The 20,728-nt window shown below is 65.1% G+C and carries 18 protein-coding genes; 9 read left to right on the top strand and 9 right to left on the bottom strand.

Annotated elements, in window-relative coordinates; genetic code table 11:
* Positions 1 to 5 precede the first annotated feature (5 nt).
* Positions 6 to 878: an S-methyl-5'-thioadenosine phosphorylase gene (locus Ga0609869_RS02425; RefSeq protein ID WP_125408128.1), complete on the bottom strand. Its 873-nt coding sequence runs from the start codon at positions 876 to 878 to the stop codon at positions 6 to 8.
* A gap of 191 nt (positions 879 to 1,069) precedes the next feature.
* On the opposite strand from Ga0609869_RS02425, the gene Ga0609869_RS02420 reads away from it, so the two are divergent.
* On the top strand, positions 1,070 to 2,698 hold the full coding sequence (locus Ga0609869_RS02420) for a SulP family inorganic anion transporter (protein ID WP_125408130.1): 1,629 nt from the start codon (positions 1,070 to 1,072) through the stop codon (positions 2,696 to 2,698).
* Positions 2,699 to 2,702: 4 nt separating this feature from the next.
* On the opposite strand, the gene Ga0609869_RS02415 is transcribed toward Ga0609869_RS02420, so the two are convergent.
* On the bottom strand, positions 2,703 to 3,308 hold the full coding sequence (locus tag Ga0609869_RS02415) for a flavin reductase family protein (RefSeq protein WP_125408132.1): 606 nt from the start codon (positions 3,306 to 3,308) through the stop codon (positions 2,703 to 2,705).
* Between the two features lie 75 nt (positions 3,309 to 3,383).
* Between Ga0609869_RS02415 and Ga0609869_RS02410 the strand changes: the two genes are divergently transcribed.
* The gene (locus Ga0609869_RS02410) at positions 3,384 to 3,881 is read left to right on the top strand and encodes a GNAT family N-acetyltransferase (RefSeq protein WP_125408134.1); all 498 of its coding nucleotides are present in this window, start codon (positions 3,384 to 3,386) and stop codon (positions 3,879 to 3,881) included.
* Positions 3,882 to 4,077: 196 nt separating this feature from the next.
* Here the strand turns inward: Ga0609869_RS02410 and ptsP are convergent, their stop codons facing one another.
* From ptsP to Ga0609869_RS02385, 5 genes are all read right to left on the bottom strand, one after another.
* Complete coding sequence (gene ptsP, locus Ga0609869_RS02405) at positions 4,078 to 6,321, bottom strand: phosphoenolpyruvate--protein phosphotransferase (protein ID WP_125408136.1); 2,244 nt, start codon at positions 6,319 to 6,321, stop codon at positions 4,078 to 4,080.
* A 9-nt stretch (positions 6,322 to 6,330) separates the two neighbouring features.
* Positions 6,331 to 7,569: an aspartate kinase gene (locus tag Ga0609869_RS02400; RefSeq protein WP_125408138.1), complete on the bottom strand. Its 1,239-nt coding sequence runs from the start codon at positions 7,567 to 7,569 to the stop codon at positions 6,331 to 6,333.
* Between the two features lie 67 nt (positions 7,570 to 7,636).
* Positions 7,637 to 8,317, bottom strand: coding sequence for an SDR family oxidoreductase (locus Ga0609869_RS02395; protein WP_125408140.1), 681 nt, complete (start codon positions 8,315 to 8,317; stop codon positions 7,637 to 7,639).
* A 14-nt stretch (positions 8,318 to 8,331) separates the two neighbouring features.
* Positions 8,332 to 8,772, bottom strand: a complete 441-nt coding sequence (locus Ga0609869_RS02390) for a DUF1178 family protein (protein ID WP_125408142.1) — start codon at positions 8,770 to 8,772, stop codon at positions 8,332 to 8,334.
* A complete protein-coding gene (locus Ga0609869_RS02385) occupies positions 8,769 to 8,945 on the bottom strand; it encodes a hypothetical protein (protein WP_170168866.1) in 177 nt (58 codons plus the stop codon). Before Ga0609869_RS02385 ends, Ga0609869_RS02390 begins: the two co-directional genes overlap by 4 nt.
* Positions 8,946 to 9,061: 116 nt before the next feature.
* On the opposite strand from Ga0609869_RS02385, the gene Ga0609869_RS02380 reads away from it, so the two are divergent.
* From Ga0609869_RS02380 to thpR, 3 genes are read left to right on the top strand one after another with little or no spacing between them, the layout of a single operon-like run.
* Positions 9,062 to 9,583 carry a glutathione peroxidase gene (locus Ga0609869_RS02380; protein ID WP_125408144.1) on the top strand — a complete coding sequence of 174 codons (522 nt, stop codon included), beginning with the start codon at positions 9,062 to 9,064 and terminating at the stop codon, positions 9,581 to 9,583.
* The gene (locus Ga0609869_RS02375; protein ID WP_125408146.1) at positions 9,580 to 10,695 is read left to right on the top strand and encodes an acetoin utilization protein AcuC; all 1,116 of its coding nucleotides are present in this window, start codon (positions 9,580 to 9,582) and stop codon (positions 10,693 to 10,695) included. The genes Ga0609869_RS02380 and Ga0609869_RS02375 overlap by 4 nt, the downstream gene beginning before the upstream one ends.
* Positions 10,692 to 11,246, top strand: coding sequence for an RNA 2',3'-cyclic phosphodiesterase (gene thpR, locus Ga0609869_RS02370; protein ID WP_125408148.1), 555 nt, complete (start codon positions 10,692 to 10,694; stop codon positions 11,244 to 11,246). Before Ga0609869_RS02375 ends, thpR begins: the two co-directional genes overlap by 4 nt.
* On the opposite strand, the gene Ga0609869_RS02365 is transcribed toward thpR, so the two are convergent.
* Both Ga0609869_RS02365 and Ga0609869_RS02360 read right to left on the bottom strand, forming a co-directional pair.
* Positions 11,243 to 12,223, bottom strand: a complete 981-nt coding sequence (locus Ga0609869_RS02365; protein WP_125408150.1) for a threonine dehydratase — start codon at positions 12,221 to 12,223, stop codon at positions 11,243 to 11,245. The genes thpR and Ga0609869_RS02365 overlap by 4 nt on opposite strands.
* Complete coding sequence (locus tag Ga0609869_RS02360) at positions 12,220 to 13,536, bottom strand: 3-deoxy-D-manno-octulosonic acid transferase (RefSeq protein ID WP_125408152.1); 1,317 nt, start codon at positions 13,534 to 13,536, stop codon at positions 12,220 to 12,222. Before Ga0609869_RS02360 ends, Ga0609869_RS02365 begins: the two co-directional genes overlap by 4 nt.
* 171 nt (positions 13,537 to 13,707) lie before the next feature.
* Between Ga0609869_RS02360 and Ga0609869_RS02355 the strand changes: the two genes are divergently transcribed.
* The 4 genes from Ga0609869_RS02355 (at position 13,708) to Ga0609869_RS02340 (ending at position 20,704) form a co-directional block, all read left to right on the top strand.
* Positions 13,708 to 13,848, top strand: coding sequence for a hypothetical protein (locus Ga0609869_RS02355; protein ID WP_170168867.1), 141 nt, complete (start codon positions 13,708 to 13,710; stop codon positions 13,846 to 13,848).
* 841 nt (positions 13,849 to 14,689) lie between these two features.
* Positions 14,690 to 16,021 (top strand): hypothetical protein, encoded by a 1,332-nt coding sequence (locus Ga0609869_RS02350; protein ID WP_125408154.1) that lies wholly within the window; start codon positions 14,690 to 14,692, stop codon positions 16,019 to 16,021.
* Between the two features lie 112 nt (positions 16,022 to 16,133).
* Positions 16,134 to 18,071, top strand: a complete 1,938-nt coding sequence (locus tag Ga0609869_RS02345; RefSeq protein ID WP_125408156.1) for a DNA methyltransferase — start codon at positions 16,134 to 16,136, stop codon at positions 18,069 to 18,071.
* Positions 18,068 to 20,704, top strand: coding sequence for a DEAD/DEAH box helicase family protein (locus Ga0609869_RS02340; protein ID WP_125408158.1), 2,637 nt, complete (start codon positions 18,068 to 18,070; stop codon positions 20,702 to 20,704). Before Ga0609869_RS02345 ends, Ga0609869_RS02340 begins: the two co-directional genes overlap by 4 nt.
* Positions 20,705 to 20,728: the final 24 nt, after the last annotated feature.

Raw genomic sequence — 20,728 nt, 5'->3', positions numbered from 1 at the left:
GCCGGTCAGTCGCCCAGCACCCGGCCCGCTACCGCGTGCAGCTTGGCCAAGAGTGCCGCGTCGCGCTTTTCGGGGGCGGTCAGGATGGCGTATTCCAGCGCCCGGTCGCAGCCCTTGTCGCAGGGGCTGTGGGCGCCCAGCAGCGCGGGCAGGCGTGCGACCATCGCGCGGGCCTTGTCGGCATTGCCCATCAGCGTCTTGACGATGTCGCCCACATCCACCGCGTCGTGGTCCGGGTGCCAGCAGTCGTAATCGGTGACCATGGCGACCGAGGCGTAGCAAAGCTCGGCCTCGCGGGCGAGCTTGGCCTCGGGCATGTTGGTCATGCCGATCACGTCGCAGCCCCAGTTTTCCCGGTAGAGTTTCGACTCGGCCAGCGACGAGAATTGCGGGCCTTCCATCGCCAGGTAGGTGCCGCCCTCGTGCACGTTGATCCCCTCGTCGCGGGCCGCCGACAGGCAGGCCCCGGCCAGCCGGCCGCAGGTGGGGTGGGCGACGCTGACATGGGCCACGCAGCCCGCGCCGAAAAAGCTTTTCTCGCGGGCGAATGTGCGGTCGATGAACTGGTCGACGATGACGAAATCGCCCGGCGCCATCTCTTCGCGGAACGAGCCGCAGGCCGAGACCGAGACCACGTCGGTGACCCCCAGCCGTTTCAGCGCGTCGATATTGGCGCGGTAGGGCACTGTCGAGGGCGACAGCACGTGGCCGCGGCCATGACGCGGCAGGAAGGCCATCTTTGTGCCGTCCAGCCGTCCGGTCAGTATCTCGTCCGAAGGCGTGCCCCAGGGGCTGTCGACCGCCTGCCAGCGCGCGTCCTCCAGCCCGTCGATATCGTAGACGCCCGAGCCGCCGATCACCCCGATCATCCGTTCCATTCCGCATCAATCCTTTACCAAGACGTGTTGCTCCCCGTTTTTACGGACCGGGGCGGAAAAGAAAACCCGCGCCGCTGCCGCAGCGGGTCGGGTGCGTCACAATCGGGCCTTTTCGCCGAGAGGGCGGTTTCGCCCGGTGCGCGATTGCGCTATCAGCCGCGGGTAACCCGACCCAGCCTTAGGATCTATACATGCCCCGATCGCTTCTCGCGGCGTTCGCCGAACGGTATTCGCTGCCCGAGCTTGGCCGTGCCTCCGACCACCTGACGCCGGCCGTCCTTAAAATCGAGGTGCTGGCCGGTCTCACCGTCGCGCTGGCGCTGGTGCCCGAGGCGGTGGCCTTTGCCTTCGTCGCCGGCGTGCACCCGCTGGTCGGCCTTTACGCGGCCTTCATGGTGGGGCTGATCACCGCGCTGATCGGCGGGCGGCCGGGGATGATCTCGGGGGCGACCGGGGCGCTGGCGGTGGTGATGGTGGCGTTGGTGGCCGATCACGGCGTCGAATACCTGTTTGCCACCGTGGTGCTGATGGGCGTTTTGCAGATGCTGGCCGGTCTCTTCAAACTGGGCAAGTTCATCCGGCTGGTGCCGCACCCGGTGATGCTGGGCTTCGTGAATGGCCTTGCGATCGTGATCTTCCTCGCGCAGTTGGCGCAGTTCAAGGTGCCGGGCACGGTCACGATGTCGGCCCATGGGGCGCCGGGCGGCGAGTGGATGACCGGCTGGCCGCTGGCGCTTATGCTGGGGCTGGTGGCGCTGACCATGGCGATCATCTGGGCCACGCCCAAGCTGACGCGGGCGATCCCGGCGCCGCTGGCGGGCATCGGCATCGTCGCCGCCATCGTCATCGTCTTCGGCATCGACGTGCCGCGGGTGGGCGATCTCGCCTCGATCCAGGGCGGGCTGCCGCAGTTTCACATCCCCACCGTGCCGCTGAACTTCGAGACGCTGGAGATCATCTTTCCCTATGCGCTGATCCTGGCCGCCATCGGGCTGATCGAAAGCCTGCTGACGCTGAACCTGGTGGGCGAGATCACCGGCCAGCGCGGCGGCGCCTCGAAGGAGTGCATCGCGCAGGGCGTGGCCAATACCGCGACCGGCTTTTTCGGAGGCATGGGGGGCTGCGCGATGATCGGCCAGTCGATGATCAACGTCAAATCGGGCGGGCGCACACGGCTGTCGGGCATCTCGGCGGCGCTGTTCCTGTTGGCCTTCATCGTCGTGGCCGCGCCGCTGATCGAGAAGATCCCGCTGGCCGCGCTGGTGGGCGTGATGTTCATGGTCGTCATCGGCACCTTCGCCTGGCAGTCGCTCATGATCATGACCAAGGTGCCCAAGGCAGATGCGCTGGTCATCGTGCTGGTGACGATCACCACCGTGGTCTACGACCTGGCCATCGCGGTCGTCGTGGGCGTCATCGTCTCAGCGCTGGAATATGCCTGGCAGAACGCCCAGCGCATCCACGCGCGCACCTACGAGACGCCCGAGGGCGCCAAGGTGTACCAGATCGAGGGGCCGCTCTTCTTCGGCTCGACCGACGGCTTTCTGGAGCTTTTCACGCCCGCGACCGACCCCGCCCGCGTGATCGTCGATTTCGCCGGCAGCCGTGTGGCCGACCAGTCGGCGCTGACCGCGATCGAGGCGCTGGCCGAGAAATACGAGGCCGCGGGCAAGACGATCCAGCTGCGCCACCTCAGCCGCGACTGCCATCAGTTGCTGACCAAGGCGGGCCAGTTGATGATCGATTCCGACGACGACCCCGATTACCAGATCGCCACGAACTACTCGGTGCGCACCGGCGTTCTGGGCGGCGGGCACTGAGCCCTCACTCGCCCGGACGCCTGAGTTCGAACACCTCGTTGACCACCGCGTAGTCGCGATAGCCCATCCGCGCCAGCGGGCGGTAGCGGGTGACGTCCACCATCCCGTCCACCAGGATGTCGTCGCGGATATGGATGCCGGTGACCTCGCCGAAGACAGCGAAATTGGCCGCGCCGGGCAATTCGACGATCTGGGTCAGCCGGCATTCCAGGTTGGCCGGCGCGCCGGCCACGCGCGAACAGGCGATGGTGGCGCAATCGGTCCGCTCGATGCCCGCCTCGGTAAATTCGTCGATCTCGCGCGGCCAGGGGCCCGAACTGCGGTTCATCGGGTCGCGCATGGCGTATTCCACCACGTTGACGCAAAAGACCCCGGTCTCGCGGATATTTGCGACGCTGTCCTTGGTGCCGTCGCGGTCGGGTTTGGCCGAGGTCGAGGAAAACATCACCTGCGGCGGCACGTAGGCCACCGCGTTGAAAAACGAATAGGGCGCGAGGTTTTCCGACCCGTCCGCGGCGCGGGTGGAGATCCAGCCGATGGGGCGGGGGGTGACGACCGCGTTGAACGGGTTGTGGGGCAGGCCGTGGCCTTCGGCAGGGCGGTAGAACATCGCTTTCCTTTCGGGCGTTTGCTCCGGAGATAGCGCCGTGCTAACCGCCTTTCCAGAGGCAAGCGAGGGCGCGCGGTGATCCGGCTCGACACGGAACGGGGCGAGGACTGGTGGGAGGTCGAGGCACTTTACGACCTGTGCTTTGCGCCGGGGCGCGAGGCGCTGTCGTCCTACCGGCTGCGCGACGGGGTCGAGCCGCTGGCCGCGCTGTGCCTGACCGCGCGGGATGAGGCGGGCATCCTGATGGCCGCCATCCGCTTCTGGCCGGTGCGGGTCGGGGGGGCGCCGGCGCTGCTGCTGGGCCCCATCGCGGTGCACCCCACCCACCAGGGCGAGGGGGTCGGCGCGTTTCTCATGCGCGAGGCGCTGGAGCGTGCGGCGGGGCTGGGCTGGGCGCGCGTTCTGCTGATCGGCGATGCGCCTTATTACGGCCGTTTCGGATTCGAAAGGCTCGATGGCGTCGAGATGCCGCCGCCCACCAATCCCGAGCGGGTGCTGGGCCTGGCGCTGGCGCCCGGCGCGTGGAGCGGCGTTTCGGGCCCGGTGACCCGGGCGGCGGAGGTGCGGGGATAAATCGCGGCCCCGCGCCGGAGCCATGCCCGGCACGTTCCGGACCGCGCGCGGCTAGCCGTGGGGGTTACGCCGCCCCCTCGGGTCTGCGCGGCCAGTCTCGCAATACCCTTGAGAGAGGTCAGTAAGGCGTGCGCGGGCGACGATGTGATGACCCGCCGGGGGGCGGCGCGCGCGCCGATCTCAAAGCTCAGGCGCCTCAGTCGCGCCGCCTCAGCCAGTCCATCACCGCGGGCCGCACCGATTGTGCGCCCGAGGCCCGCGCCGCGTCGATCACCGCGCGCGCCTCGGCAAGGCTCGACTTTCTGAGCATGTGCTTGACCGGCCCGATCGAGGCCGGGCGCATCGACAGCGCCTTGAGGCCGATGGCGGCAAAGCACAACGCCTCGACCGGCCGCCCCGCATCCTCGCCGCAATAGGAGAGCGGCGTGCCTGTGTCGGTGCAGCGTTCCACGATCTGTTCGAGGAAGGTCAGGAAGCTGACGTTCAGCGTGTCGTAGCGCCGGCGCACGCGCTCGTTCTCGCGGTCGGCGGCAAAGAAGAACTGTTTCAGGTCGTTGCCGCCGATCGAGATGAAATCGGCCATCTCGAAGAACTGCCGCGGCGCGAAGGCGATCGAGGGGGTTTCCAGCATCGCCCCGATATCGACCTTCGAGGGCAGGACGCGGCCCAGCCGTTCCTCGCGCTCCAGCTCGCGCAGCAGGTGGTCGCGGGCCAGCCGGAACTCGTCGAGCTGCGCGATGAACGGGAACATCACCGTCAGCGGGCGCCCGTCGGCCGCGCGGATCAGCGCCTGCAACTGCATACGTAACATGCCGGGCCGGTCCAGCCCGACCCGGATCGCCCGCCAGCCCATCGCCGGGTTGGGCTCTTCGGTGGGCTTCATGAAGGGCACAACCTTGTCCGAGCCGATATCGAGCGTGCGGAATACCACACGCTTGCCGTTGGCCGCATCCATGACGCGGGCGTAAAGCGCGGCAAGCTCGGACCGGCGCGGCACCTTGGAGCGGGTCAGGAACTGCAGCTCGGTGCGGAAAAGGCCCACCCCCTCGGCGCCCGAGCCCTCCAGCGAGGGCAAGTCGGCCATCAGCCCGGCATTCATGTGCAGCCCTACCACATGGCCGCAGGTGGTCTTGGCGGGCTTGTTGCGGATCGAGGCGTAGCGGCGCTGGGCCTTGGCCCGCATCGCCATCTTGTCGCCAAAGGCCTTTTGCACCGTCTCCTCGGGGCGCAGGTGCACCGTGCCCTGTTCGCCATCGACCAGGATGCAATCGCCGTTCAGCGCCTCGGTGGTGATCCGCTCGGCATGGATGATCAGCGGGATTGCCAGCGCGCGGGCGACGATCGCCGCGTGGCTGCCGACCGAGCCCTCCTCCAGCACGATGCCGCGGAGCGACCGGCCGTAATCCAGCAACTCTCCGGGGCCGATATTGCGCGCGATCAGGATCGGGTCGGAGGGCCGCTCGGCCCCGGTCTTTTCACCCTGGCCGGTGAGGATTCGCAGCAGGCGGTTCGACAGGTCGTCGAGATCGTGCAGCCGCTCGCGCAGGTAGGGGTCGGGCACGGTCTGCATCCGCGCCCGCGCTGCCGATTGCTCTTTCTCCACCGCGGCCTCGGCCGACAGGCCGCGGGAGATATCCTCTTCCATGCGGCGCATCCAGCCGCGGGAATTGGCGAACATCCGGTAGGTTTCCAAGACCTGAAGCTGCTCCTTGTCGCCGTCGGATGCAGAGTTCAGCATCTCGTCGACCGAAACGCGCAACTGGTCTACGGCGCGATTCAGGCGGTCGAGCTCGGCGTCGGGGTCGTCGGCGATGGGGTTGGTCACGACCACCCGCGGCTCGTGCAGCCAGACATGGCCCGACGCGACACCCTCTTGCGCGACGGTGCCGCGATAGATCGCCGGGCGCTGGTGCAGCGCCGACAGCGCCTCGCCCTCGCCGACGAAGGCGCCCAGCTCGGTCATCTCGGCCAGCACCATGGCGACGACTTCCAGCGCGTAAAGCTCGTCTTCGGAATACTGCCGGCCGTCTTTCGACTGGACGACCAGCACCCCCAGCCGTTCGCCAAGACGCTGGATCGGCACGCCGAGGAAGGACGAGAAGATCTCTTCGCCGGTCTCGGGCATGTAGCGAAAGCCGCGCTCCTGCGGCGCGTTGCCGGTGTTGATCGGCCGCGTGGTCTTGGCTACCCGGCCGACCAGCCCTTCGCCGACCCTCAGCCGGGTCTGGTGCACGGATTCGGGCTTGAGCCCCTCTGTCGCGCAAAGCTCCAGCGTGTCGGTGTCACGAAACAGGTAGATCGAGCAGACATCGGTCCCCATCTGCGCGGCGATGATCGATGTGATGCGGTCAAGCCGTTCCTGCCCCGCGCCGGGTTCGGCCAGGGTTTCGCGCAAACGTCTGAGCAGTTTGCGGCTGGCGCTTTCGGTTTCCTCGGGCATCCGGCCCCGTCAGGCTGCGTGTTCCAATCCGAACGCATCATGGAGGGCTTGCACCGCAAGTTCCATATATTTCCGGTCGATCAGAACCGAGATTTTTATCTCGGAGGTTGTGATGACCTTGATGTTGATGCCCTCCTTGGCGAGTGCGTCGAACATTTTCGAGGCCACGCCGGCATGGCTGCGCATGCCGATGCCGACGACCGAGATCTTGGCGACATCGGTATCGGCGACGAGTTCGTGGAAATTGATGTCGCCATTGGTGCGCGCATCCTCCATCGCCTTCTGGGCGCGGGCGACCTGGTTGACCGGGCAGGAAAAGGTCATGTCGGTGCGCCCCTCTTCCGAGATGTTCTGCACGATCATGTCGACATTCACGCCCGCGCTGGCCAGCGGCCCGAAGATCGCGGCGGCGATGCCGGGCCGGTCGGCGACCGAGATCAGCGTCATCTTCGCCTCGTCGCGCTGATAGGCGATGCCCGAGACCACGTTCTGTTCCATGATGTCCTCCTCGTCGCAGACCAGCGTACCCGAATGTTCGTCGTTGTCCTCGAAGCTCGACAGCACGCGCAGGCGTACCTTGTAGCGCATCGCCAGCTCGACCGAGCGGGTCTGCAGAACCTTGGCGCCGAGGCTGGCCAGTTCGAGCATTTCCTCGAAGGCGATCTTGTCCAGCTTGCGCGCCTTGTCCTCGATCCGCGGGTCGGTGGTGTAGACCCCGTCGACATCGGTGTAGATGTCGCAGCGGATCGCGTCGAAAGCGGCGGCAAAGGCCACCGCCGTGGTGTCCGAACCGCCCCGGCCCAGCGTCGTGATACGCCCCTCGGGGCTGAGCCCCTGAAAGCCCGCGATCACCGCCACCTTCATGCCCTCGGCGAATTTTGCGTCGATATTGGCGCGCGGAATGTCCTCGATCCGCGCCGTGGAATGGGCCGAGGTCGTCTGCACCGGCACCTGCCAGCCCTGCCAGCTGCGTGCCGGCACGTCCATTTCCTGCAAGGTCAGCGACATCAGCCCGGCGGTGACGTTCTCGCCGGAGCTGACCACCGCGTCGTATTCGCGGGCGTCGAACATCGGCGAGGTCTGCTCGACCCAGCCGACCAGTTCATTGGTCTTGCCCGACATGGCCGAGACGATGACGATCACCTCGTGCCCGCGCTCGACCTCGCGCTTCACCTTTTCGGCGGCGTTCTTGATCCGCGCCAGATCGGCCACGGACGTGCCGCCGAATTTCATCACCAGAAGCGGCATGATCGCCCCGTTTGTCGCTTGTTCCCGGTCCGGCTCGCTCTAGGGGAAGCCCGGCGCGAGGGCAAGGTCAATAGGGGTGGTCGCGGCCATCCCAGGTTTCGAAACAGCCGGTGGTCTCCAGGCTGAGCGCGTCGAAGCGGGCGCTCAGGCCCGCGGCGGCCTCTTGCACCGATATCTCGGCCCCCGCCCCGCCCATGTCGGTGCGCACCCAGCCGGGATGGTAGATGCCCACCGCGATGCCCAGATCGCGCAGGTCGGCGGCGAGGTTCAGCCCCAGGTTCAGCGCCGCGGCCTTGGAGGCGCGGTAGACGTAAGACCCGCCCGGCCCCCGCCGCTGTGCCGCCCGCGTGTCAGAGCCCATCTGCGACGAGATCACCGCGATCTTGGGCGCCTCGGACAGTTGGAGATTGGGCAGCAGGCTCTGCACCGTCAGGAACACGCCGGTCACATTCGTGGCGAAGGTCTCGGCCCACATCTCGGGCGGGTAGCCGTCGGCGAGGCTCTGGCCCTTGTCTGGATAGACGCCGGCATTGCAGACCAGCAGATCGACCGCCCGCCCGTCGAGGGTGCGGGCCAGCGCGCGGTGGCTGCCGGGCGCGGTCACGTCGAGATGCGCCCATTCCGCGCCGGCCACCTCGGGCCCGCTGCCATCGCGCGAGGTGCCGATGACCGGCCGCCCGGCGGCGGCGTAGCCTTTCACAAGCTCCAGCCCGATGCCGCGGGTCGCGCCGGTGATGAAAACGCACATGCCCCGCGTTCCGTTCAGTTGGTCTTGCGCCGGGGCGCAAAGGGCAGGGGGGCGACGGGTACGCCCTCGTCGATCAGCTTTTTCGCCTCGTCGAGCCGGGCCTCGCCGTAGATCGGCCGTTCGGGCGCCGCGCCGTCATGGATGTCGCGCGCCTCTTGCGCGAAGCGCAGGCCGACATACTCGGCGTTTTGCTCCACCTTCCTTCGCAGTTCGGCCAGGGCCTGTTCGGCGGGCGAGGCCGGGGCCGAAAGCGGCCGCTCGGGGGGCGCAGAGCCGGGTGTGCCGGCCTCGCCGGTTGCGACGCGTGGCGCCATCAGCCCCTTTTCCACCCCACCGCCGCCGCAGACCGCGCAGCTGACCATGCCGCGCGCCATCAGATTGTCGAAGGCGTCGGCGGACTGGAACCAGCTGTCGAAGCGGTGGCCTTTCGCGCAGGTGAGGTTGTAGCGGATCATCGCGGAAATCCCGTGGCGTGGATGTCCCAGTAGATAAGCAAATGCCGCCCAAATGCAACGCAGCCGCCGGTCTGGATCGTCGCGCCCATCCCGGCGTCGCGCCGCCGCCAGCCGCCCGCACCAAGGGATTTCGAATGTATGCCCGGCACGAATTTTGCGCCGCGCAGCGGCATGCGAAATCCGCCCAAGGGCCCGGCGCGCGCCCGCAGACGCCCGGCGCGGCCCGTCGCGGGCTTGACCGCCGCGTTCGCAGCGATACCTCACGTTCTGTCACCAGCCGGAGCCACCGATGCGCCTGTTTGCCGCCCTCATGATCGTGATTGCCACCGCCCTGCCGTCGTCGGCGCGCGAAAGCTTCAGCTTTGCCTCGATCGATGGTGGCGAGATCTCGCTTGACGATTACGCAGGCCGCCCGGTGCTGGTGGTCAACACCGCCTCGCGGTGCGGCTTCACCCCGCAATACGATGACCTGCAGACGCTGCACGAGCGCTACGGGCCGAAGGGCCTTCTGGTGCTTGCCGTGCCCTCCGACGATTTCCGGCAAGAGCTGTCCAGCGAGCAAGAGGTCAAGGATTTCTGCGACACCAATTTCGGCCTCACCTTGCCGATGACGGAGATCACCCATGTCAAGGGCAAGGGCGCGCACCCGTTCTACCGCTGGCTGGCCAAGTCGAAGCGGTGGGAGCCGGGTTGGAACTTCAACAAGGTCCTGCTTGATGGTGACGGCGAGGTCGTCGTGACCTACGGGTCGTTTCTCAAGCCCACCGCGCCCAAACTGACCCGCAAGATCGAGCAGTTGCTGGCGCAGTGAGCGTGCCCCGGCTGATCGGATCGGAGATCTTCCGCCGGTCCGGCTATGGCGCCTGGCACCCGCTCAGGGTGCCGCGCGTGTCCACGGTGCTCGACCTCAGCCGCGCGCTGGGCTGGCTGCCGTCGGACCGCTACATCGTCGCGCCCCGCGCCAAGCCTGCGGCATTGACGCTGTGGCACAGCCCCGACTACATCGCGGCGCTCGAACGCGCCGAGGCGGCGCAGGCGGTCAGCGAGGCCGAGCGCGGCCGGTACGGGCTGGGCACCCCGTCCAACCCGGTTTTCCCAGAGATGTACCGCCGCCCCGCCACCGGCGCCGGCGGGTCGCTGCTGGCGGGAGAGCTGCTGGCAAAGGGCGGCGTGATCTACCACCCGGCGGGCGGCACCCATCACGGGATGCCGGCGCGGGCCGGTGGGTTTTGCTACCTCAACGACCCGGTGCTGGCGATCCTGTCGCTCAGGCGCGCGGGCGTCGGGCGTATCGCCTATGTGGATATCGACGCGCACCACCCCGACGGGGTGGAAGTGGCCTTTGCCGACGATCCCCAAACGCTGATGATCTCGGTCCACGAGGAACGGCGCTGGCCCTTTACCGGCGGGTTGCAGGACCGCGGCGGCGGCAACGTGTTCAACCTGCCGGTGCCGCGGGACTTTAACGATACCGAGATGGCAGCGGTGCTGGACCGGCTGATCCTGCCCCGCGTGGCGGCCTTTCGCCCCGAGGCGGTGGTGCTGCAATGCGGGGCCGACGCGGTGGAGGAAGACCCGCTCAGCCGATTGTCGCTGTCGAACAACGCGCATTGGGCGGTGGTGGCGGCGCTGGCGCCTCTCAGCCCGCGCTACCTGGTGCTGGGCGGCGGCGGCTATAACCCGTGGTCGGTGGGCCGGCTCTGGACGGGCGTCTGGGCCACGCTGAACGGGCTCGACATTCCCGACCGCCTGCCCGAGGCTGGGGCGGCCGTGCTGAGGGGCCTGTCCTGGACCGGCAGCCGCCGGGGCAAGGCGCCCCCCGCGCACTGGTTCGACACGCTGCGCGACGCGCCGCGACCGGGGCCGCTACGCGACGAGCTGCGCGACCGCCTGGCGGCGCTTGAGAAACGGGAGCCCCCATGATCCGCGCCTTCGCCGCGCTCGACATCCCCCAGGCCCAACGGATGGAACTGATGATCGTGCAGCAGGGCCTGCCGGTGCCGCGGCTGGTGCCGCCCGAGAATTTGCACCTGACGCTGGTCTTCCTCGGCGAGATCGAGGAGTCGGCGCTGGAGGAGGTGCACCTTGCGTGGCAGGCGTTGCGCATGCCGGGCTTCGAGGTCAGCCTCAGGGGCCTCAGGGGCCTCGGCGTCTTCGGCGGGGGCAAGCCAAGGGCGGTTTATGCCGGCGCGGCCGAGTGCCCCGGGCTGGCCCGCCTGCAGGCCAAGCTGGAACAGGCCGCGCGCGGCGCGGGCCTGACGCTGGAGCGGCGGCGCTTCGTGCCCCATGTGACGCTGGCGCGTATCAACCGCCCGCTGGCCGATCCCGAGCGGCTGGAACGCCACCTGGCCATGCGCGCCGATTTCGCCGCGCCGCCCTTCGCGGTGGATCACTTCGCGCTTTACCGTTCCGATCTGGGCGCGGGCGGTGCGCGCTACGAGGAATTGGCGCGCTACCCGCTAGGCCCTGCCTAAGGGGTCGGCACGCCGCCCTGCAGCACGGTGGCGAACCAGCCGGTATCGACATTGCCGCCGCACAGAATGACGCCGACCTTCTTGCCGGCCATCCGGTCCTTTTCCTGGCAGAGCGCAGCCAGCGACGCGGCCCCCGCCCCCTCGGCCACGTTGTGGGTGGCGCGAAACATCAGGCGCATCGCCTCTGCGACCTCCGCGTCGCTGACCGCCACAATCCGCTCGGCCCCCTTGGAATAGACCTCGAACGCCTCTTTCACCGGCACCCGCACCGCCATGCCGTCGGCGAAGGTCCGGGCGCTGTCGGTCTCGACCAGCCGCCCCGCCTCGGCCGAGCGTTTCGCGCAGTCGGCGTTTTGCGAGACCACCCCGATGATCTGCGTCTTCAGCCCCAGGGCGTCGCGCGCCGCGATCGTGCCGCAAATGCCTGAGCCGCAGCCGATCGGCACGTAGACGGCATCGAGATCGGGCCGGGAATGGAACAGCTCCCACGCGTAGCTCGCCACGCCGCGCACCAGCTCCAGGTGGTAGGGCGGCACGGGCATCAGCCCCTCGGCCGCGGCCACGCGCATCGCCTCGGTCTTGGCGGTGTCGAAATCCGCGCCGTGTTCGATCAGCTCGGCGCCGAAGCCGCGCATCGCGGCGTTCTTTTCCACCGAATTGCCGTGGGGGACGTAGACCTTTGCGGTCAGCCCGGCCGCGCGCGCCTCGCGCGCCTGGCCCTGCCCGTGATTGCCGCGGGTGGCGGTGCAGATGCCCGGCACTTCCGGGTGGGCCCGGCGCAGCCAGTCGATGAAGGTGACAGCGCCGCGCAGCTTGAACGCGCCGGTGGGCGTGTGGTTCTCGTGCTTGACCCAGACCTCGGCGCCGGTCGCCTCGGCCAGTTGCGGCCAGGCGTATTGCGGGGTGGCGGGCATGCGGGAATGAACGAGGGCGGTAGCGGCCTCGAGCGAGTCGCGGCTGAAAAGCGGCTGGGTCATGGGCGTGGTCCGGTTTCGGCATGGGCGGAAAGGGCTGGCAGGCCGGCAAGCTCGCCGATGCGCGTCACGAGCGGCGCAAGCCCGGCCTCGCTGTCCTGCATCCGCACGATCACCGCGACCGCGGCCTTGGCCATGCGCGCGCGGGTGCCCCGGTCGAGGTCGAGACAGGCCTCGGCCAGCGCGTCGGCGCTGTCGACGCGGCGGCTGGCGCCGGCGGCGGCGAGCGCGGCATAGGCGTCGGCGAAATTCGCAACATGTGGCCCGTGCAGCAGCGCCGACCCGTGCGAGACGGGCTCGAACGGCGTGTGCCCGCCCTTGTCCACCAGCGACCCGCCGACGAACGTGATCCCGGCCAAGGCGTACCACAGCGGCATCTCGCCCATCGTGTCGGCGAGATAGACGGACGTTTCCGGGCCCGGCACCTCGCCCGCGCTGCGCTGGGCGAAGGTCAGGTTCCGAGCCTTGATCATCTCGACGATCTCGGGCGCGCGGCGCGGGTGGCGGGGCGCGAGGATCAGCCGCATCGCCGGCCGCCGGGCCAGCGCCTGGGCAAAGCCGCGCAGGATCACGCGTTCCTCGCCCTCATGGGTCGAGGCGGCCAGGAGCGTCGCCTCGTGCGGGAAGCGCGGCAGGAGGCTCGCATACTCGGCCTCGTCGTAGGGCAGGGCGCCGGCGCCGGATTTCAGGCTGACCACCGGGCCCAGCCGCGCCTCGTCGACGCCGAGCGACAGGAACCGTTCCCGCGAGGCCGCATCCTGAGGCGCGACATAGGAAAGACGCCCGATCACCCCACGGGCGAGGGACGGAAAGCGCTGCCAGCGGCGCAGGCTGCGCGGCGACATCCGCGCGCCCAGCACCAGAACGGGGCGCTTGAGATCGGCCATCATCGCCAGGCGGTTCGGCCAAAGCTCGTTCTCGATCACGATCAGCGCCTCGGGCTGCCAGTTGGCCAGGAACCGGCTGAGCGCCCGCCGGTAGTCGAGCGGCGCAAGCCGCGCGGTGACCCGCGCCAGCCCCCAGCCCGCGACAAGGGCCCGGCCCGTGGCGCTGTTGCAGGTGACCACAAGTGCCAATTTGGGGTCGCAAGCCAGCATCGCCTCGATCAGCGGGCGGGCCGCCGCGGCCTCGCCGTTCGAGGCCGCATGCACCCAGATCGTGGCACCCTTGCGTGCCGCCGCCGGGGCGCCGCCGCCCAGCCGCTCGTCCGCCTCGTCGCGCCGGCGCGCCAGGCGCAGCGCGACAACGGGTGCGGCGAGCGTCAGAAGCAGGCGGTAAACCAGCACGAAAAAGGCCCTCTCGGTTGGATCAGGCAAGGCTTAAGGCGCACCGGGCGGTCTGGCAAGCACCGCGCCCGGCTTGGAATCAACAAAAATGCATATGAAATCTATGAATCATGATCGAGCCTGATCGCGGTCAGGGTATCGATGTCTCCCTTTCTGACTTTCGGATGACGCATCAGGCGAAACAAGCCAGCGGTGCAAAACATGACACGCGTGCTGATGGCCGCCCTTCTCGACGCGGTCCTGGCCCTGCCCGCCGCCTATCGCGCCACGGCGCAGGGCAGGGCGCTCCTGCTGTTTGAACTGCGCCTGGGCACCGGTCAGCGCATCGGGAACGTGCTCTAGATGCAGTTGGGCGACATCGAAGCGGGCGGCATCAACGTCCGCCACTCCAAGACCGGGAAGCGGCTATAAATACCGCTCACCGCGCGCCCGGCGGGGCGCTCAGCACCGCCGAGCGTCATCCTCACGAACAGCCGCGCCACCGGCCTGTGGTCCTACTGAGGCGCAGCGCTGGCGGTGATGAAGGTGCGCCGCCAGATCGGGGCCGGAGGATACCACATTCACGGGATGCGCTATACCGCCACCCCAGAATGACAGACGAGGGAATCGCCGCGGTCACGAGGGGAATGCAGGACATGACGGCGCACTGCACCGCGAGCGTCCGGTAGAAGGTCAGGGCACCAAAGGCCCAGGAACAACGCAAGTGAACGAAACGAAACCAAAAAGCGAATGTTGTGGGAGTTGTTGAGAAACCCCGCGCCGAATCCGCCAAGTATTGGAGGCGAGTACCGGACCCGCTACCATTTTTCTAAGCCACTGGAAGGCTTGAACAATCGCGTGCGAGGTTGAGTTGTGTGTCGCACTTCGTGTCACACTTATGCTGTCTTGGTTGTGCTTCTGTCAACCGCCGGGTGTTGTCTCAGGTGGCCTTCCTATCGTCCTATAGGTGGCCCGAATGCATCCTTGGCTGTCCCTTCGTCCTTTAGTGAGGGCGGGTCACGTCTTGGCGCTTCTGTCCCTCTGTAGGTGGTGCGGGTGCTGACCCTATGGCGCTTTCTGTGTCCAATGGTACGGGCGAGGCGCGAACCGGGGCGTGTCCCCCACCGGGCGGGTAGGGTATGGGGGAAGTTGGCGCGTGGCTGTGTATAGATCGGGTCACGAAAAAATGTTTCGGGATTTTTCGATGGCCGATGAAACCAAGTCTGACTTCGCTTTGAGGATGGCGGCGATAGCTGCCACTCTGCCCAGCCAACTGGCGGATCACTCATGGGCGTTTGAGCCGTATCTGGTGGCGTCAAATCGCGATGCACAGAACCTTATCGACTTGCTCATGGATGACGTGTGCGCGGAGTGGGCAGCGGCATTCCCCAAGCGCAAACCGAGCCCCAACACGCAACGGAAGTTTATCGACTGCGGAAGTGTAATCCTTGCTAACTTGATGCGCGCGAAGTGCAACAAATGGCCGACGACAATCGGCATGTATCGCAGCAACGAGGCACTGGACCGGGAACGGCGATACCGACCTGAATATATGACAGCAGACAGGTTCACGACCGTGCAGGACTGGTTGTGCAAACTTGGCCACATTGAAATGGTCAAGCGCGGCTTCAATCTTCCCGACCATAGTCAAACCAGCCGCTTCGCATTGACCGAAAAGGGTGCAAGCGAACTGCAAGCTGAGGATTGGACCTTTGGTGACTTCCGAGTGGAGAGGGGCAAAGAACCCATTCGGTTGAAAGACAAGAAGGACCGGCTTTGCGGATACGACGATACGCCCGACACGATGGCGATGCGGGCACGTCTGGAAGAGATCAACGCAAAGCTGGACGCGACCGATATAGACACGACGCGACCGCTCACGATCCATGACCGAAAACCCGAATACCAAGGCCGCAAGGTGCGCCTGCACCGGGTCTTCAACCGGGGCAACTTCGATTGCGGTGGCCGCTTTCACGGCGGTTGGTGGCAGAACGTCAAAAGCCATGTGCGCCCCGCGATCACGATAGACGGGCAGCACACCATCGAAGCCGACTTTAGCGGTTTCAACCCGGCGGTGCTGTTGGCAGAGGCGGGCCAGCCCATACCGGAAGACCCCTATTCTCCAATAGTGGGGGCGAATGCGGACGAAGATTTACGGGACCATGCCAAGGCCACGCTTGCCGCCTTGCTCAACTCCAAGACAGGCACGACAGAGGAACCCCGCGACTTCGACAGCACCCGGTGGGGCATGACAGCAGAGGACTTCCGCGCGCAGGTGCTGGACGCCTTCCCGATGGTTCCCGCCATGCTGGGCACCGACAAGGGCCTGACCCTGCAACGGCTGGAAAGCGATATGGCTGAGGCGATCATGCTGCACTTTGTCAGGCAGGGCCATGCGATCCTGCCCATCCATGACGCCTTCATCGTGCAGGCCCATCTGGAACGGGAACTGGTGCAGGTGATGAAGGACACCTTCAAGGCGAGGCTGGGGCAGGTTCCCCCTGTCAAAGTCACCCCGGCTTACGCCCTGCGCTGACCTGCCCCTATAAACCCAATATTCCCATTACTGGGGCAAATAAGGGACCGCTGGATTTTCCCTGTCCCGTCAGGCACAAAGGGCGAAAAGACGAACACGGGGGCGACCATTCATGCAGAACCTTCTCGATGACCTGACGGCGCTTCTCCAAGCCGAACAGGCGTTCATCTCGGATGGGGCGATCCTCAAGAATGCGGTGATCGAGGCGGCGCTGAACATGGACGCGCGGCTGCTGGAACTGTTGATGCAGTCCGACACGATCAAGGCGCATTTCTTTGCCGAGGTCGCGGGGGCGCTGGTCTTTGACAAGGTGAAGTTTCAGGACTTCGTGTCCAACAAAGCCTTCCTGCCCGACAGCTACACAGCCTTCAAGAACCGGATCGGCCTGACCGATGGGCGCGGCGATTACCTGAGCCAGTCGCGGGACGTGGTGCTGGCGTGGCCCTACAAGGATTGCGTGCTGGAAGGCGGCATGACGAAAGAGGACCGGGGCCGCAACGAGGTGTTCTGGAACACGACGCTGGCCCCGGACGACATCACGCGCCTGTTTGAACCCAAGGTGCTGACCGGCTGGGAACGCTGGGATGCGGAGGCCGTGGCGGCAGGTAAGGCAAAGCCCGTGGATGCGGTGTCGGAGGACGACAACCTGCTTATCAAGGGCAACAACCTGCTGGCGCTGCATTCGCTGAAAGCGCGCTATGCGGGCAAGGTGAAGCTGATCTATATCGACCCGCCCTATAACACCGGCAATGACGGGTTCCGGTATAATGACCGTTTCAACCACTCTGCATGGCTGACCTTCTTCAAGGGGCGACTTGAAATCGCGAAGTCGCTACTCACCCGCGATGGTGCAATCTTCGTCACACTGGATGATACTGAAGTACACTACGCGAAAGTGATGATGGATGAGGTCTTCGGGCGTGAAAAGTTTGTAGCGCACATTGCGTGGCAAAAGAGAACCTCACCCGACGACCGGGTTATTCTTGGCAACTCACATGACAACATTCTTGTCTTTGCCCGTGAGCAAGGCACAACCAAGCGGTCCAACGGCACCTTCAAGACTATCTTTGAGGAAAGCGCCAATCGCTTGCCCATGACAGACAAGCAGCGCGCGGAATATAAGAACCCAGACAATGACCCCAAAGGACCATGGGTTCATAGAGACTTCACCGCCCAGAACCAAAAGAAGAATGGCAAGTGGGGCCGTGAAAATCAGATGTATTGGATCACCGCGCCGTCTGGCGACAGGTTCTATCCACCAGAAGGCTATTGCTGGAAAGTGACTGAGGAAGAATACCGCATCCTTGAGAAAGAGAAACGTCTTTGGTTCGGCAAGGATGGAAGCAATCAACCAAGACGTAAGAAGTACCTCAAGGACGAAAACGGTATTCAGTCATCGACTTGGTGGGCGCATCAAGATGCAGGGACGAATGAACAGGCCAAGAAAGAGTTGAATGCAATCGTCGGTTCGGATGAAGCGTCTGACTTCACACCAAAGCCTGAGCGACTGTTACAACGCATTGTCCACATTGCCACCAATCCCGGTGACATCGTTTTGGACTTCTATTCCGGCTCAGGAACGACAGCGGCAGTTGCGCACAAGATGGGTCGTCGCTGGATCGCCGTTGAACAGATGGACTACATTCTTGAGTTGCCCGCATCGCGCCTCAAGAAAGTCATCGAAGGCGAACAGGGCGGCATTTCCAAAGCCGTCGAGTGGCAAGGCGGCGGATCGTTTGTCTATGCCGAACTTGCGGCCTCCAACTCGGCCTTTGCCGACCGGATCGAAGCGGCCCCGGACATGGCCGCGCTGCAAACCATTCATGCCGACATGCAGGCCACCGGCTATCTGCGCTATGACGTAGACCTGAGCGCCTTCGACATCAAAGACTTCGCCGCCCTTCCGCTGGAAGACGCCAAGCGCGTTTTGATGGACTGCCTTGATGCCAACCACCTCTATGTCAATCTCGGCTCTCTTGGCGATGTAGACTTCGACATTGCGGAAGACGACAGGCGCGCGACCCGCTCTTTCTATGAGCTGGACCAATGAGCCAGACCCTAAACGACAAGCTGAACGGGGCGGTTGAACTCGGGCTGCTCAAGAAGGACATCCCCGACCATGTGACGGGCAACATCGCGGGCAAGATCGAACTGAGGCCCTATCAGGTCACGGCGCTGGAACGCTGGCTCTACTACATCGAAGACTTCCCGCAACGCCCGACCAACCCGCACCTGCTGTTCCACATGGCCACGGGCAGCGGCAAGACGGTGCTGATGGCGGCGCTGATCCTGGACCTGTACCGGCGCGGCTATCGCAACTTCCTGTTCTTCGTAAACTCTGCCCAGATCATCGAGAAGACCAAGGAAAACTTCCTCAACCCCGCATCGGCCAAGCACCTGTTCGCGCCCAGTGTGCGGATTGATGACAAGCCGGTGGACATCCGCGCGGTGGACACCTTCGACGCGGTGAATACGGACGCGATCAACATCCACTTCACCACCATTCAAGGGCTGCACACAAGGATGCAGGCCCCGAAAGAGAATGCCGTCACCATCGAAGACTTCCGCGACTACAAGGTGGTGATGATCTCGGACGAGGCGCACCACCTGAACGCCGAGACCAAGAGCAAGGACAAGCTGACCAAGGACGAAGCGAAGGAAAAGGCCAGTTGGGAAGGCACGGTATCCGAGATTTTCCGCCAGCATCCTGAAAACATGCTGTTGGAGTTTACCGCGACCGTGGACCTGAGCAACGACGCGATCCGGGCGAAGTATGCCGACAAGATACTGTACGACTATTCGCTGCGGCAGTTTCGCGAAGACGGCTATTCCAAGGACATCGAGTTGCGGCAAGCCGATCTGCCACCCGAGGCCCGGATGATGCAGGCGATGGTCCTGAGCCAGTACCGCCGGAAGGTGGCCGAGGCGCATGGGCTGCATTGCAAGCCTGTAATCCTGATGAAGTCCAAGACCATCGCGGCCTCTGGCGAGAATGAAGTGGCGTTCACGGCGATGGTGGCCGGGCTGACGGGCGAGGCGCTGGACGCGCTGAGGGCGGCCTCTGAGGGCGATGAGACCCTTTCGCGGGCCTTCGCCTTCATCATGGACGAACGGGCCATGAGCGGCGCGGATTTCGCCCGTGAGCTACAGGGCGATTTTGCCCCCGAGAAGGTGGTGAACGTCAACAACCCCAAGGACTTGGAAAACAGACAGATAGAACTCAACGCCTTGGAGGATCGGGACAACGAGATACGGGTGATCTTCGCCGTCGATAAGCTGAACGAAGGCTGGGACGTGCTGAACCTGTTCGACATCGTGCGGCTGTATGACACCCGCGACGGCAAGGCCAACAAGGTGGGTAAGACCACGATGGCCGAGGCGCAGTTGATCGGGCGCGGGGCGCGGTACTTCCCGTTCATCGCCCCGGACCAACCGGACGCGGCACGGGAAAAGCGCAAGTATGACAGCGCGGTGGACCATCCTTTGCGGGTGCTGGAAGGGCTGCACTATCACTGTTCGCACAATCCCAAGTACATCCAAGACATCCGCAATGCCTTGCGGGAAACCGGGATGCTGGACGACACCGCTCGAACGGTGCGCTTGAGGCTCAAGGACAGCTTCAAGCAGTCCTCCCTATATGTGAGTGAATACGTCTGGACAAATGACCGGGTGAAGAACCCGCGCGACGGTGTGGACGGGCTGGACGCCTACAAGATCGAAGGCCCGTTCACCTATCCCAACCTGATGACAGGCCGGGTGACGGAAGCCTCTGCCTTTGGCGGTGGGCAGTTGACGCTGAAACCGTCGAGCAAGGAACCCGTGTCCCGCGACTTTAAGCTGGCCGACTTTGGCAGGGCCATTCTGGGCTTTGCGATGGATGCCAACGACTTCTTCCACTTCGCCAACTTGCGGACCTATTTCCCGCAACTCGCCAGCGCCTCGCAGTTTGTGACCTCCGATACCTATCTGGGCGGCGTGACAGTGAGCGTGCGCGGTTTGCCCGATGACTTGGACAACCTGACCGCACGGCAAAAGCTGGACATCGCGCAATACGTTCTGCACCAGATCGAAAGCGGCGTGAAACGTGAAAGCGTCGAGTATATCGGCACCAAGGACTTCAAGCCGGAACCCATCAAGGACCGCTTCACCGACAAGGTGCTGAAACTGAGGATCGAAGGCGAGACGGGCCTGAGTTGGGTGAAGGGTGAAAGCAACGTGCCGGGGCTGGACCAGATCGACCTGAGCGGCAAGGACTGGCACGCCTACGACGACAGCTACGGCACGGACCAAGAAAAGCACTTCATCAAGTATATGCACGATCAGGAAGCCCGACTTCGGGGCGTGTATGACGACTTCTACCTGCTACGGAATGAGAAGGCGGTGAAGCTGTACGACTTCGACACCGGACGCGCCTTTGAACCCGACTTCGTTCTGTTTCTGAAGAAGAAGGGCGAAGAAGCCAGCACAATCTTGCAGCTATTCATCGAACCCAAGGGCGACCAGTTGCGCCCGCAAGACGATTGGAAGCAGGACTTTCTTGAGCAAGTGAAAGCCAAGGCCCGACTTGAGACGGTATTCCAAGGTCGGGATTACACGGTTCTTGGATTGCCCTTCTTCAATGAGACGGGTCAGACCAATACCGACTTTAAAGCGGCGTTCGAGGCCGAGGCATTAGAGCCATGATGCTACTCAGTCCGGCTATATGTG

The organism is Rhodovulum iodosum (genome assembly GCF_041020385.1).
Taxonomy (GTDB): Bacteria; Pseudomonadota; Alphaproteobacteria; order Rhodobacterales; family Rhodobacteraceae; genus Rhodovulum; species Rhodovulum iodosum.
Note: the sequence above shows the minus strand (reverse complement) of the source record. Positions and strands in the feature narration are given on the sequence as shown.

Excerpts from the sequence above, each read along its gene's own strand:
- Ga0609869_RS02425 (WP_125408128.1), bottom strand. The coding sequence starts at position 878 with ATGGAACGGATGATCGGGGTGATCGGCGGCTCGGGCGTCTACGATATC.
- Ga0609869_RS02420 (WP_125408130.1), top strand. The coding sequence starts at position 1,070 with ATGCCCCGATCGCTTCTCGCGGCGTTCGCCGAACGGTATTCGCTGCCC.
- Ga0609869_RS02415 (WP_125408132.1), bottom strand. The coding sequence starts at position 3,308 with ATGTTCTACCGCCCTGCCGAAGGCCACGGCCTGCCCCACAACCCGTTC.
- ptsP (WP_125408136.1), bottom strand. The coding sequence starts at position 6,321 with ATGCCCGAGGAAACCGAAAGCGCCAGCCGCAAACTGCTCAGACGTTTG.
- Ga0609869_RS02400 (WP_125408138.1), bottom strand. The coding sequence starts at position 7,569 with ATGCCGCTTCTGGTGATGAAATTCGGCGGCACGTCCGTGGCCGATCTG.
- Ga0609869_RS02395 (WP_125408140.1), bottom strand. The coding sequence starts at position 8,317 with ATGTGCGTTTTCATCACCGGCGCGACCCGCGGCATCGGGCTGGAGCTT.
- Ga0609869_RS02390 (WP_125408142.1), bottom strand. The coding sequence starts at position 8,772 with ATGATCCGCTACAACCTCACCTGCGCGAAAGGCCACCGCTTCGACAGC.
- Ga0609869_RS02385 (WP_170168866.1), bottom strand. The coding sequence starts at position 8,945 with ATGCCGCTGCGCGGCGCAAAATTCGTGCCGGGCATACATTCGAAATCC.
- Ga0609869_RS02380 (WP_125408144.1), top strand. The coding sequence starts at position 9,062 with ATGCGCCTGTTTGCCGCCCTCATGATCGTGATTGCCACCGCCCTGCCG.
- thpR (WP_125408148.1), top strand. The coding sequence starts at position 10,692 with ATGATCCGCGCCTTCGCCGCGCTCGACATCCCCCAGGCCCAACGGATG.
- Ga0609869_RS02365 (WP_125408150.1), bottom strand. The coding sequence starts at position 12,223 with ATGACCCAGCCGCTTTTCAGCCGCGACTCGCTCGAGGCCGCTACCGCC.
- Ga0609869_RS02355 (WP_170168867.1), top strand. The coding sequence starts at position 13,708 with ATGACACGCGTGCTGATGGCCGCCCTTCTCGACGCGGTCCTGGCCCTG.
- Ga0609869_RS02350 (WP_125408154.1), top strand. The coding sequence starts at position 14,690 with ATGGCCGATGAAACCAAGTCTGACTTCGCTTTGAGGATGGCGGCGATA.
- Ga0609869_RS02345 (WP_125408156.1), top strand. The coding sequence starts at position 16,134 with ATGCAGAACCTTCTCGATGACCTGACGGCGCTTCTCCAAGCCGAACAG.
- Ga0609869_RS02340 (WP_125408158.1), top strand. The coding sequence starts at position 18,068 with ATGAGCCAGACCCTAAACGACAAGCTGAACGGGGCGGTTGAACTCGGG.